General features: G+C 61.1%; 12 protein-coding genes. 10 read left to right on the top strand and 2 right to left on the bottom strand.

Going from position 1 to position 13596, the window contains the following annotated elements; translation table 11 throughout:
• The 7 genes from ABJN75_RS11835 to ABJN75_RS11805 all read left to right on the top strand — a co-directional run.
• The coding region (locus ABJN75_RS11835; RefSeq protein ID WP_348439798.1) for a cytochrome c-type biogenesis CcmF C-terminal domain-containing protein at positions 1-182 on the top strand (182 nt) is incomplete at its 5' end.
• The gene (locus ABJN75_RS11830; protein WP_348439797.1) at positions 179-667 is read left to right on the top strand and encodes a cytochrome c-type biogenesis protein; all 489 of its coding nucleotides are present in this window, start codon (positions 179-181) and stop codon (positions 665-667) included. The genes ABJN75_RS11835 and ABJN75_RS11830, both read left to right, overlap by 4 nt.
• A gap of 37 nt (positions 668-704) precedes the next feature.
• Positions 705-1934: a bifunctional alpha/beta hydrolase/OsmC family protein gene (locus ABJN75_RS11825; RefSeq protein WP_348439796.1), complete on the top strand. Its 1230-nt coding sequence runs from the start codon at positions 705-707 to the stop codon at positions 1932-1934.
• A 147-nt stretch (positions 1935-2081) separates the two neighbouring features.
• Positions 2082-3647 (top strand): Do family serine endopeptidase, encoded by a 1566-nt coding sequence (locus tag ABJN75_RS11820; protein WP_348439795.1) that lies wholly within the window; start codon positions 2082-2084, stop codon positions 3645-3647.
• 246 nt (positions 3648-3893) lie between these two features.
• Entirely contained in the window at positions 3894-4571 is a 678-nt protein-coding gene (locus ABJN75_RS11815) for a response regulator transcription factor (RefSeq protein WP_348439794.1), read from the top strand.
• A gap of 6 nt (positions 4572-4577) precedes the next feature.
• Positions 4578-5981, top strand: coding sequence for a HAMP domain-containing sensor histidine kinase (locus ABJN75_RS11810; RefSeq protein WP_348439793.1), 1404 nt, complete (start codon positions 4578-4580; stop codon positions 5979-5981).
• A complete protein-coding gene (locus tag ABJN75_RS11805; RefSeq protein ID WP_348439792.1) occupies positions 5978-9004 on the top strand; it encodes a bifunctional [glutamine synthetase] adenylyltransferase/[glutamine synthetase]-adenylyl-L-tyrosine phosphorylase in 3027 nt (1008 codons plus the stop codon). The genes ABJN75_RS11810 and ABJN75_RS11805 overlap by 4 nt, the downstream gene beginning before the upstream one ends.
• A gap of 26 nt (positions 9005-9030) precedes the next feature.
• On the opposite strand, the gene ABJN75_RS11800 is transcribed toward ABJN75_RS11805, so the two are convergent.
• Positions 9031-9567: a cytochrome b gene (locus tag ABJN75_RS11800; protein ID WP_348439791.1), complete on the bottom strand. Its 537-nt coding sequence runs from the start codon at positions 9565-9567 to the stop codon at positions 9031-9033.
• A 112-nt stretch (positions 9568-9679) separates the two neighbouring features.
• Between ABJN75_RS11800 and ABJN75_RS11795 the strand changes: the two genes are divergently transcribed.
• From ABJN75_RS11795 to ABJN75_RS11785, 3 genes are all read left to right on the top strand, one after another.
• Positions 9680-10162: a MarR family transcriptional regulator gene (locus ABJN75_RS11795; protein WP_348439790.1), complete on the top strand. Its 483-nt coding sequence runs from the start codon at positions 9680-9682 to the stop codon at positions 10160-10162.
• Positions 10163-10648: 486 nt separating this feature from the next.
• Complete coding sequence (locus ABJN75_RS11790; RefSeq protein WP_348439789.1) at positions 10649-11707, top strand: putative zinc-binding metallopeptidase; 1059 nt, start codon at positions 10649-10651, stop codon at positions 11705-11707.
• Between the two features lie 251 nt (positions 11708-11958).
• Complete coding sequence (locus tag ABJN75_RS11785; RefSeq protein WP_348439788.1) at positions 11959-12474, top strand: response regulator; 516 nt, start codon at positions 11959-11961, stop codon at positions 12472-12474.
• 173 nt (positions 12475-12647) lie between these two features.
• Here ABJN75_RS11785 and ABJN75_RS11780 read toward each other — a convergent pair.
• The coding region (locus tag ABJN75_RS11780) for a HAMP domain-containing sensor histidine kinase (protein WP_348439787.1) at positions 12648-13596 on the bottom strand (949 nt) is incomplete at its 5' end.

Genomic DNA, 13596 nt, shown 5'->3' with positions numbered 1-13596 from the left:
CCAATGGTGGCCTGGTGGTGCGGATCTGGTGGAAATCATGGGTCACCTTGATCTGGTACGGCACCATCCTGATGGTGATTGGCGGGGTATTGTCCCTGTCTGACCGCCGGCTGCGCGTCGGCGCACCCAACAGGGCCCGTTCCAGCAAGGCGGCAAAGAAGCCCGCCGAGGCCACCGCATGAGACCGCTTCGCCCGCTGCTGGCCGCTGTGGCGCTGATGCTGGCCTTTATCGTTCCGGCTGTCGCTTACAATCCGGACGAGGTGCTTGATGATCCGGTGCTGGAGGCACGCGCCCGGGCGCTGTCGCTCGAATTCAGATGTCTGGTGTGCCAGAATCAGTCGATTGACGATTCCGACGCCGAGCTTGCCCGCGATTTGCGGTTGCTGGTTCGCGAACGCCTGGTGATCGGCGACAGCGATCAGGAAGTGATCGACTATGTCGTTTCCCGCTATGGCGAATTTGTGCTGCTCAAACCGCGCTTTTCCCCGCAGACATTGCTGTTGTGGAGTGCGCCGGTGGTGCTTCTCGTCATCGGCGCCACGGTGATGGTGATCAATGGCCGCGGCCGTAGCAGGGCAACCTCCGCGAGCGCCGGCGACGGGCTCAGCGGTGCGGAACGCGACGAGCTCGCGAAACTGTTGAAAGACCGTGATCAACAATCCTGATAGGAATGCTCCGACGATCAAAGGCAAGGAGCAGATGATGACGGCACATACGATCAAGGCTAAGTTTGAAGGCCATTCCGGCGCGAAACTCGCGGCAAGGCTGGACTTTCCCGCTGGCGCGATTCGTGCCTGGGCATTGTTTGCGCATTGCTTCACCTGTTCCAAGGATACACTGGCGGCCAAGCGGATCTCGGGGGAACTGGCGCGCGCCGGCATCGCCGTGATGCGGTTCGATTTCACCGGTCTGGGTTCAAGCGACGGCGAATTCGCCTCGACCAATTTCTCGTCCAATCTCGAAGACCTGCGCGCCGCCGCCGAATGGCTGGCGGAGCATTACGATGCGCCGGAAATTCTCGTCGGGCACTCGCTCGGTGGCGCCGCGGTGCTGGCGATAGCCGGAGCGCTTGCCTCGGTAAAGGCGGTCGCGACCATCGGCGCGCCTTCAGAGGCCAGCCATGTGATCCACAATTTCAGCGCCCATGTTGACGAGATCAACGCCACGGGCGCGGCCAAGGTCCAACTTGGCGGACGCCCCTTCACCATTCAGCGCCAGTTTGTCGAAGACCTCAACGCCACCCGCCTGGCCGACAAGATAAGCAGCATGAAGAAGGCGCTTCTGGTGCTGCACGCGCCGCGCGATGCAGTGGTCGGAATTGACAATGCAAGCGCGATTTTCACCGCAGCCAAGCATCCAAAGAGCTTTGTCTCGCTGGATGGCGCCGACCATCTGCTGACCAGTGAGGCTGACGCCAATTATGTGGCGGGGATCATTGCATCCTGGGCGTCGCGCTATCTGCCCGCGGATGCGCCGCACAGCCAGAATGAGCCGGTGGAAGATGTGGTGGTCGGCGAAACCGGACAGGGCAGGTTCCAGGTTGCCGTACAGGCCGGACTGCACAGGTTCCTGGCCGACGAACCCGCCGATGTCGGCGGTTCGGACACCGGACCGTCGCCTTATGATCTTGTGTCTGCGGCGCTGGGCGCCTGCACCGCCATGACGTTGCGCATGTATGCGCGGTTCAAGAAGATCGACCTCGGACTGGTGACGGTCACGGTGCGGCACAACAAGATCCATGCCCGCGATTGCCTCGGGTGCACCGGCGAGGAACGCGATGGCGGCGGCAAGATCGACCGCTTCGAACGGGTGATTTCCATTGATGGCGGAGCATCGGAAGCGCTGACAGACAAGATCGTCGAGATTGCCGGAAAATGCCCGGTTCACCGGACGCTTGAACATTCCGCGAAAGTAATCACGATTGTCGAGTGAGGCGCCGAAACGCCGTTTATGGCAATGCCATGGCGGCAAACATTACAAAGGTTTAATAATCCGGAAAGCTTGCAGTAACGCGAACAGCCCTATGTGTAACTCCCAGAGCCGCAAAATCGGTCGGAACTAACATAAAGAGGTTGAGACATGTCGAATACGCCCCGCAAGCTTTCCAAAGGGTTTCTCTCCACGACGGCGATCGCCGGTCTCGCGGCGGCGATGCTCGCCACCGGCGTACCGGCGACGATCACCGGTGCTTTCGCCGAGGCCGTACGCGTTGAAGCACCGCAGGCGCCGAGCTTTGCCGATGTGGTCCAGGCCGTATCGCCGGCCGTTGTATCGGTGCGCGTTCAGGCCGAAGTCAGCCCGGTCTCCAATGACGGTCCGTTCAACTTCGATTTCAACGGCAAGGGGTTCGAGGATCTTCCCGACGATCATCCGATGAAAAAGTTCTTTGATCAGTTCAGCCGCGGGTTCGGCGATCAGCGCGGTCAGGATGACCGGCGCGCGGAGCGCGACCGCCGTGGTCCCGACAGCAAGCGTCACCCGGGCCGGGTCCGCCCGGTCAGTCAGGGGTCGGGCTTCTTCATTTCCGAGGATGGCCTGCTTGTGACCAACAACCACGTTGTTGAAGATGGATCGGCTTTCACCGTGATCATGGATGACGGCACCGAACTTGACGCCAAGCTGGTGGGCCGCGACAGCCGCACCGACCTTGCCGTTCTCAAGGTCGAGGAATCCCGCAAGTTCACTTATGTCGACTTCGCCGATGATTCCAAGGTTCGCGTTGGCGACTGGGTCGTGGCTGTGGGTAATCCGTTCGGTCTCGGCGGCAGCGTGACTGCAGGTATCGTGTCTGCGCGTGGCCGTGATATCGGCGCCGGACCCTATGACGACTTCATTCAGGTGGACGCAGCCGTCAACCGGGGCAATTCCGGCGGGCCGACCTTCAACCTCAACGGCGAAGTCATCGGTATCAACACCGCGATCTTCTCGCCCTCGGGCGGCAATGTCGGCATCGCGTTTGCCATTCCTGCCTCGACGGCGCGCACCGTGATCAACGATCTGATCAAGGACGGTTCGGTTGAGCGTGGCTGGCTCGGTGTGCAGATTCAGCCGGTGACCGCCGACATCGCCGAATCGCTCGGCCTTGCCAATGCGGAAGGCGCGCTGGTCAACGATCCGCAGAAGGATGCCCCCGCAGCCAAGGCCGGGATTGAAGCCGGTGATGTGGTCACCGCCGTCGACGGCGTGACCGTCAAGGATCCGCGTGACCTCGCCAAGAAGATCGCGGCGATGGATCCGGGCAAGTCGGTGGAAATCACGGTCTGGCGCAATGGCAAGAGCCAGGACATCAAGGTCGAACTGGGTTCGCTGCCCACCGAAGTGGCCGCTGTCTCCCCCGACCAGGACGCTGCACCGTCCGCACCTCAGGCAGAAGCCACGCTAGACAGCTTCGGACTGACTGTGGTTCCCGCCGAAACCGGAACCGGTCTGGTTATCACCGCGGTTGAGTCGGACAGCGCCGCCGATGAACGCGGCCTGCGCGCCGGAGATGTGATCGTCGCGGTCAATAACCAGGAGGTTACCAACGCATCCGACGTGGTGAGCATCATCGATGCCGCCGCCAAGGATGGCCGCAAGGCGGCCCTGTTCCAGGTGGAAAACGACAGCCGCTCGCGCTTCGTCGCTCTGCCTATCGACCAGGGCTAAACCCGGCCTAACCGAACCCATCCGGGACATGCTTTTGTTGTCCCGGGTGTTTGAACGCGGCGGGCTTCCCTCAAGCTCCGCCGCGTTTTCATTTCGATGCCGGGTGATTTCCTCCGGACAATCAACCCGTCACTACGCCCGGCATCCTGACGAACGCGCAAAGACTGCTGTAGAATTTTGAAAGAATGCGTGTTTGCGATTGTGCAAATGCATCCATTTGAGCGCGACATGCATTAGGATCACGCCATGAAGATTCTCATCATCGAAGACGATCTGGAAACGGCAGCCTATCTGTCAAAGGCCTTTCGTGAAGCCGGGATCACCGTCGACCATGCCAGCGATGGCGATTCGGGGTATTTTCTCGCCTCGGAGAACAGTTACGACGTGCTGGTGGTGGACCGGATGCTGCCCCGGCGCGACGGATTGTCAATCATCAGCGAGTTGCGCGGCAAAGGTGACGACACGCCGGCGCTGATCCTGTCGGCGCTGGGCCAGGTCGATGACCGGGTCACCGGCCTGCGCGCTGGCGGCGATGATTATCTGACCAAGCCCTATGCTTTTTCCGAACTCCTGGCCCGGATTGAGGTTTTGGGCCGCCGCAAGGGCGGGCGCGAGCAGGAAACGACCTACCGCGTCGGCGATCTTGAGCTCGACCGGCTCAGCCATGAGGTTCGCCGCGCCGGACAGCCGATCCCGCTGCAGCCGAGGGAATACCGCCTGCTGGAATATCTGATGAAGAACGCCGGTCAGGTGGTGACCCGCACCATGCTGCTCGAGCATGTCTGGGACTATCATTTTGATCCGCAGACCAATGTCATCGACGTTCACATTTCCCGGCTCAGATCGAAGATCGAGAAGGATTTCGGCGAACCTCTGCTGCGCACGGTGCGCGGCGCCGGTTACATGATGAAAGCCGGAGGTTAGTCGCGGATGTCCCGGCTGCGCGCCATGCTGTCGACAACGGCGGTCCGCCTGTCGGCGCTTTATCTCGGCCTCTTCGCGCTGTGCGCGGTCGCCATGCTGTTTTACGTCACCGCGATTTCCGAGGGGATGCAGCGTGACCGGACGCAATCCGCAATTGCCAATGAACTTCGCATTGTCGCCGGCGCCTATCGTGGCGGCGGCGTTGCCGGCCTTGTCCGCATCATCGAGCGGCGCTCGCGCCAGCCTGGCGCCAATCTGTATGCCATCGCATCGCCGGTGGGCGATCTGATCGCCGGCAACATTGCCGCGTTGCAGCCCGGCGTGCTTGACGAGGAGGGCTGGACCACGCTGCCGTTCCGCTACCAGCGCATCGGCGATGCCGCCGATGACGGGCATCGCGCCCTGGCCCAAGTGGTGTTCCTGCCCAATGGCATGCGGCTGATGGTGGGCCGGGATCTGGGTGAGCGCGAACAGGTGCGCGGCCTGGTGCGACAGGCGCTGGGAATTGCGCTGGCGATCATGTTCGCCGGTGCGCTGGCGATCTGGTATTTTGTCGGCCGCCGGGCCCTCAAGCGGATTGATCACATGTCGGAAGCCAGCAAGAAGATCCTTGCAGGTGACTTGTCGCAACGGCTTCCGGTCAATGGGTCGGGCGATGAGTTCGACCGTCTGAGCCTGTCTCTCAACACCATGCTGGGCCGGATCGAGCGGCTCAACGAGGGGCTTCGGCAGGTGTCCGACAACATCGCCCACGATCTCAAGACACCGCTGACCCGGCTCAGGAACCGCGCCGAGGCGGCGCTGGCGGATGACGGCGGGGCACAAGCCCACCGTGAAGCGCTTGAGCAGATGATTGCCGACAGCGACCAGCTGATCCGCACATTCAACGCTTTGTTGATGATCAGCCGGGTGGAAGCCGGGTCTTCAACCGCACAGATGAGCGAAGTCGATCTTTCCGGCCTGGCCGCCGACGCCGCCGAGCTCTATGAGCCGGCAGCCGAAGAGCAGGGCATCAAGCTGACTGCGGATATTGCGCCTGGCATCACGATTCGGGGCAACCGGGAGCTTTTGGCCCAGGCGCTGTCGAACCTGATCGACAACGCGATCAAATATGCCGATGAAGGTGCGGTTCCACAGATAGCCGTCACGCTCACCAGCAATCTCAACGAGGTGAGGCTGGCCGTGAGCGATACCGGTCCCGGTGTTCCCGCCGACAGGCGTGAGGATGTAGTCAAGCGCTTTGTCCGGCTCGATGAAAGCCGTTCAAAACCCGGTACCGGGCTCGGATTGAGCCTTGTACAGGCGGTGACGGCGCTGCATGGTGGGACATTGCAGCTCAATGACGCGTCGCCAGAGTCAGAAGACAATCCCGGTCTCGCCGTGATCATGGTGCTGCCGGGGGAGAAATGACTGATACACCAGGCCCTGGACCGCTTGCCGGACTGACGCAAAGCCCGATCCGGGCACCATCCGCCAATGCCGCGAAATCGGTCGCAGCCGACCTCAAGCCGCTTGCCGCCGATCATCCCGAAATCGCCGCGGTGCTCAAGAGCGATGGCGCGGCGCGCGACTTCCTGCTCGCAGCCCTCGCGCTGTCGCCCTTCCTGCGCGAAACCGCGATGAGCGATCCGCAATCGCTGGCGCTGGCGCTGTCCAGACCATGCGCCGAGATCGTGGCGCACACTCTGTCTGCCGCCCGCGACTGCTGGCGCGGAACCGAAGATAGACTTGCAAGCGAAGCCGACCTGATGCGCGATTTGCGCCGGGCCAAGCGGCGCATCTCGCTGACGCTGGCATTGAACGACCTTTCCCGTCAGATCGATGCGCGGGCCACCACTGTTGCCTTGAGCGATCTGGCCGATGCGGCACTGGGCGCCGCCTTCGATCATCTGCTGCGCGCCGGCCATGACGCGGGCAAGCTCAAGCTGCCGGACCCGGACGCGCCATGTGAAAAATCGGGCCTGATCGTGCTCGGCATGGGCAAGCATGGCGCGCGCGAACTCAACTATTCCTCCGACATCGATATCGTGGTGTTTTTCGATCCCGATGCCGGTGTGGTCAACGACAGCGATGAAGTGACCGAGGTGTTCGCCCGCATGGTGCGGCGGCTCGTGCGGATCATGCAGGAACGCACCGGCGACGGTTATGTGTTTCGCACCGATTTGCGGCTGAGACCGGACCCCGGCTCGACTCCGCTGGCCTTTCCGCTCTATGCGGCGCTCAATTATTACGAAAGCCGCGGGCAGAACTGGGAGCGCGCGCCCTACATCAAGGCCCGGCCAGTGGCCGGCGATCTTGAGGCGGGCGAGCGGTTCCTCAAGGAACTGGTGCCTTTCGTCTTCCGCAAATATCTCGATTTCGCCGCCATTTCCGACATTCACTCGATCAAGCGGCAGATCCACGCCCATCGCGGTTTTGGCGACATCGCGCTCAAGGGCCACAATGTCAAACTCGGACGCGGCGGCATTCGCGAGATCGAGTTCTTCGTCCAGACCCAGCAATTGATTGCGGGCGGACGGATGCCGCGTCTCAGGCTGCGCCGCACCGACGAGATGCTGGTGGCGCTGGCGCGTGCCCGCTGGATCGATCCAGCCACAGCCCGCACGCTGGCCGAGAGCTACTGGTACCTGCGTGATGTCGAGCATCGCATTCAGATGGTTCGCGACGAGCAAAGCCACACCTTGCCCGAGAGCGAGGCAGAACTCGCCCGCATTGCGCTGATGATGGGCGAGGAGAACACCGCAAGCTTCGGCAAGACCTATGTCGCCGTGCTGGCGCGCGTCGAGCAATGCTACGCCGATCTGTTCGAGAAAGAGCAGGGCCTGTCCGGCGGCATCGGCAATCTGGTTTTCACCGGCGAAGATGACGATCCAGGCACGCTCAAGACGCTGGCCGAACTCGGTTTCGAGCGCCCGTCGGATATCTCGCGCATCATCCGCACCTGGCATTATGGCCGCTATCGCGCCACCCAGTCGGTGGAAGCGCGCGAGCGGCTGACAGAACTGACGCCGGAGCTGCTCCGGGTGTTTGGCGCCACCCGGCGTGCCGACGAAGCGCTGATCAGGTTCGATGCGTTCATTTCCGGCTTGCCGGCGGGAATCCAGCTGTTTTCGCTGATCGGCAACAATCCCGGACTGATGTCGCTGATGGTGACGATCATGGCATCGGCCCCGCGGCTGGCCGAAATCATTGCCCGCAAACCGCATGTGTTTGACGGCATGCTCGATCCGGGACTGATGGCGGAACTGCCGACGCGTGATTATCTCTCCGAGCGGTTGCAGGCTTTCCTCGAGGGCGCCCGTGCCTATGAGGAAATCCTTGACCGGTTGCGCATCGTGGCGCTGGAGCAAAAATTCCTGATCGGGGTGCGGTTGCTCACCGGGGCGATTTCACCCGAGCGCGCCGCGCGCAGTTTTTCCCATCTGGCCGACCTTATCATCGGGGCGGCGCTCGAAGCGGTGCGCGAAGGCATGGAAGAGGCCCACGGCAAGGTGCCGGGCGGACGTGCGGCCGTGCTCGGCATGGGCAAGCTCGGCAGCTATGAGCTGACCGCCGGCTCGGATATCGACATCATCTTGCTGTACGATCATGAGCCTGACTGTGACGAGTCGGACGGGCCCAAACCGCTCGATCCGGTGCGTTATTACACCCGCATGACCCAGCGGCTGGTCGCCGCCCTGTCCGCACCCACCGCCGAAGGCATTCTCTACGAGGTGGATCTCAGACTGAGGCCGTCCGGCAACAAGGGGCCGGTGGCGACCTCGATCCGGGCGTTTTCCAAATACCAGGCCGAGGAAGCCTGGAGCTGGGAACACATGGCGCTCACCCGCGCCCGCGCTGTGGCGGGAGAGGACAGCCTGCGCGATGAGGCGAGGGCGTTGATCGACGAGGTGCTTGCCAGACCGCGCGATGAAGCCAAGCTGCTTGACGATCTCACCGAAATGCGCGGCCTGATCGAACAGGAAAAGCCGCCGCGCGATATCTGGGACGTCAAGCTGATTCCGGGCGGCCTGATCGACATCGAGTTCATCGCCCAGTATCTCTCGCTGAAGGCGCGCGCCGCCGGTTGGTTGCCGGCGCGAGAGGATGACGAGGCGACCGGACTGCTCACCGGATCAGATCCCGCTTTGGCGCCACAACAGGGGCGGCTGGGCGAATGCACCAGCACCGATGCCACGCTGAAGATCCTCGGGCCGGATGCCTTTGGGGACGAGATCACCGAGGAGTTGCGCCGTGCGCTGGCATTGTGGAGCGGTCACGCCCAGATCGTGCGGCTCTGCGCGGAAGGACGTTTCGATCCCAGGCAAGCGCCAGCAGGCCTCATCGAACTGCTCACCCGCACCGGCGAGGCCCCGGATCTCGCAACCCTGGAAGCCGACTTCAAAACCACATCGAAGCGCGTGCGGGCAATTTTCAAACAGGTGACATCGTAAGCGTGCGTGCTGACGCGGCAAATGCCTTAGCGGACGAACCACATCCGCTTCAGTGTGGCATCGCGTTTGATGAAGTGATGATACAGCGCAGCACCCGCATGTCCGGCAAACAGCGCCAGCAGCAATTTGGCGCCGATGCCGTGCGGAATGCGCGATGTGAAGTCGGCAAAATCGGGAAGTGGGCCGCCCGCGCCGCCAAAGATGATATCACCCGCACCGGAGAGCACGAACATGGCGATGCCGCTGGCAGCCATGGCGAGCACGACGAGATAGAGCAGCCCGTGAACGGCCTTGGCCATCTTGACTTGCCAGGCCGGATCGCCACCGAGCGGTTCGCAATGGGTGTCAAAACGCCACCACCAGGCGATGCGGACGAGCGTCAGAATGAGAATGGCGATGCCCATGGGCGCATGAGCCGTCAGAATGCTGGCCTTTTGCCCGGCGTCGGTAGCCTCGTCCGCCAGCATGCCCGAGATCAAAAGAGCGATGATCAGAATTACGCTGAGCCAGTGGATGGCCACGGCGACTGCGCCATAGGCGGTGGGGCTGCTTTTCATTGACATTGCGACTATCCTTTCCTGCCGGGCGTCGGTTGGAATTGGCGGGCGCGGGACGCGCGATTTCCGGCTTGAAATGGTCGCCAATCCGAAATATAGTTTACACGGAAATGTTTACATGGCAACTAAAAAACCACTTGCACGCCCACGGTCCCTTGGGCAAATCCTGACCTTCGCGACCGCGGCTACAGGCGCGATGTGCCAGGACATGTTGGCCAGGCACGACCTGACGCTGGCGCAATGGGTGATCTTGTCCGCGCTTTGGCGACGGGACGGGATGCTGGTCAGTGAAATCGCCGAATACAGCGGCAACAACGCGCCCGCGGCGTCGCGCATCATCGACCGGATGGTGGAGCGCGGCCTGGTCACGCGGCAAGCTGCCAGCGATGACAAGCGCGTGGTCCGGGTGCATGTCACCGACGTTGGCAGGAGCCTGGAGCACTTGCGGGATTTCCACGAACGGGTCAATGCGCGGCTGCTTGATGGTATCAGTGCGGAGGAGGCCGAGACGCTGACCTGCTTGCTCAAGCGTGTGGATGCAAATGCGCGGCGCGCGACCGGTTCGGACCAGTGGCCCAAGACCACAGACCCGTTAAACTAATAGCTGATTTGTCACGGGGTCGCATCAACTGAAAATAAGAAAGGTCTAATGTTAATCATCACCATTGTTAACAGCTTCACGCGCCAACGGTGACGGATAATCATGGCCAAATTACACCATGCCGCCTGCCGCAGACGCGCGCCATCAGCCAGGTCCGCGCCGCCTGAAGAATGCCCAAGCTTCGGGAGTTTCGTTGTCTTGGATCATCTGGATCTTAATGAAGCGCGGGCGCCAAAACGCACGCCCTTTTGATTAGGCAGTGAGAGGGATCCCTGCGGCCAGTGCGATGGGATGTGCCGCGCCGGGCGTGGGAATATTCCAGCGGTATTCGGCGTTTTGTCGAAACCAAAGGGAACCTCTGTCGCATAAACGCGTTTTGACGGTTCTTGTCCGGTTGCGCCGCAGCCGGAACAGAGTTCTACTCAAGCGCGCCTATAGACACGCTTGCTGATGCTTCTTTCACGACCAATCCACTGGATTTGCCCCATGCGCCGCTATGCCTGTCCCAACTGCTCCAACGAAGTGCATTTCCGTAACAGCGAATGCGTCAATTGCCAGTCGCGGCTGGGGTATGTGCCGGCATGGGACCAGATGTTCTATTCCAGGCCGGACGAAACGCAGTGGCACGATGGCGCAACGGTTTACAAGGCTTGCGCCAACCGGCAGGAGATTTTTTGCAACTGGCTGGTCGAGGATGGAGTTGAGGACGAGCATTGCCTGAGCTGTCGACACACGCTGGTCATTCCTGATCTGTCGGCCAATGAAAATCGCGACCATTGGGCAGCCCTTGAGGAAGCCAAGCGACGGCTGTTCTATTCGATCGAGAAATTCGGGCTGGGGGTCGGCGATCTCGAACATACGCCGGAAGCGGCTTTGCGATTTCATTTCAAGGCTGACACGCTGTCTGCCGATGGCAAGGCCAAGCGGGTTCTGACCGGCCATGAGAACGGTCTGATTACCATCAATGTCGCCGAAGCCGATGATCCCACTCGTGAAAAATACCGCAAGGCGATGGGTGAACCCTACCGCACCCTGATCGGGCATTTCCGCCACGAAGTCGGCCATTACTATTGGGACCAGCTTGTCGCCAACGGCCCGAAGCTGGAAGCCTACCGCGCCATCTTCGGCGATGAACGCGAGGATTATGGCGAGGCGCTCAAACGTCATTATGAAACCGGCGCGCCAGCCGGATGGGAAGCGAGCTTTGTGAGCTCATATGCCTGCGCTCATTCCTGGGAGGATTTTGCCGAGACCTGGGCGCACTACTTCCATATCGTCGATGGCCTGGAGACCGCCGGATGGTATGGGCTGGACGGGCATACGCCGGACTCGGGTCTCAATCGGGCGCCCGGCGGCTGGTCCGATGCCGGCCCCTATGGCGCGGCTGATTTCCGCCCGCTGATGGATGCCTGGGTGCCGTTGACGGTGGCGATGAATGCCATGAACAGATCCATCGGCCTGGGGGATTTCTATCCCTTCGTTCTCTCTGACACGATCTTCTCAAAGCTCGAATTCATCCACGATCTGATCCATCGCCGCGGATGAAACGTTCACATCCGCGAGCCCAGGCTGTTCAAACCGCCGCGCGGCAGGGATCCTGATCCGGCACGATCAGGTCCGCATTGGGGCAGAACGGATGATTATGCAACACAGTAATGTGACAGTAAGCCGGTTTCGGTCGCAATGTAAAATATGATTTGAACGGTAATACAGCTCACACGGCGAGGTGCGAAGCGACGGATTACCCTATGGTTTCCGTGGTTTGTACATGCCAGAAATTGTTATGGTGAACAGAATTGCTGGTCTTGGAGGCAAGCCGCAATCTGGTCCAAAATCATGTGTATGTGAACCTTCGAGAAGCCCATGGCATGATTGATCGGATAGTTGCCCTGCGCCGGGCGCGGGCAAGTTTGCCGATTGGAGACGGTATGACTAAAAAAGTGGTCGTCGTGGACGACAATGAGTTTGATATCTCCATGTTGCGCCGCGGTTTGAACACCGCCGGTGCGGATATCGATCTGATCGAGGTAAATGACAGCGGCAAGGCTGTGAGTGTTATCTCAAGCGAGGAACCTGTCCTGGCCATTCTGGATGTGAGCATGCCCGTGCTGGATGGGTTTGAGGTTCTGTCCGCGGTTCGTGCGCACGCACGGCTGACTGAAATACGGGTGTTGATGTTGTCGGGATCGACGTCGGTCACCGACAGGCACAAGGCTGAACAACTGGGCGTGAACTGGTACCGGGTCAAGCCTGAAACCCTTGACGGTTATCGTCAGTTGGGGACGGAGATCATTGACTTCGTCCATTCGTGAGCAGGTAATTCTGCGTCCGGCACGGGTGTACCGTCAGGCCAAGCGACGGCTACAGGCGTCACTTCGCAGTATCCGGGCGCGCTTTGCCTGAGGTCATGATGGCGTCGATGGTCCAGCAAACTGTAGCGCCTTTGCCCAATAGGTTCGGAATGGTTCCCCCGGCGCCATGGCAGTCAGGCGGCCGCCGAGCTTTGCTCTGATTGCGGACATTCCACAGGCACCCGAACGCTGACGATGGTGCCAACGCCTTCGGTTGATCGAACCTTCATGGCGCCGCCATGCAATTCTGCCAGGCTGCGCGAAATGGCGAGGCCGAGGCCGGATCCGCCGGTCGACTTGGAAAACTGGTTCTGCACCTGCTCGAAGGGCTGTCCGATGCGAACCAGCAGCGCCTTGGGGATGCCGATTCCGGTGTCCTCGATGGTCAGCGTCACCGCGCAGGAGGTCTGGCGTGCGCGCACCAGAATGCGGCCGCCCGGCTCGGTGAACTTGACCGCGTTGGACAGCAGATTGAGCAGAATCTGTTTCATGGCGCGGCGATCGGCATTGAGCGACAACCGCGCGGAAATCTTATGCTGTACCTCGATGCCCTTCTTTTCCGCCTGAATCGCCAGCAGTCGCAGCGTTTCCTCGAGCAGCGGCGCCAGGTCGAAGTCCTCGCGTTCGATCTGCATCTGCCCGGCCTCGATCTTGGCCATGTCCAGAATGTCGTTGATCACCGTGAGCAGATGGATGCCGGAATTGTGGATATCGTCGGCATACTCGGTGTATTTGTCCGAGCCCAGTGGCCCGAACATGCGTGCCTGGAGCACTTCGGAAAAGCCGATGATGGCGTTGAGTGGAGTTCTCAACTCATGGCTCATATTGGCCAGGAATTCGGATTTGGCCCGGCTTGCGGCTTCCGCCCGTTCCGTCTCGATCTGGTAATCCTGATTGAGCTTGGAAAGTTCCGCCGCCTGGCGCTTGAGTTCCGACTGCGAAGTGGTCAGATCGCCAATGGTCGCCATCAACCGCTTCTCGCTGTCGCGTAGCCGTTCCTGATTGCGCTTGAGCGGGGTGATGTCGGTGCCGACCGAAACCTGGCCGCCATCGCGGGTCTGGCGTTCATTGATCTGCAGCCAG

It is taken from the genome of Hoeflea sp. (genome assembly GCF_039975035.1).
GTDB lineage: Bacteria > Pseudomonadota > Alphaproteobacteria > Rhizobiales > Rhizobiaceae > Hoeflea.
The sequence above is the reverse complement of the archived record's forward strand: the minus strand, read 5'-3'. Positions and strand labels throughout refer to the sequence as shown.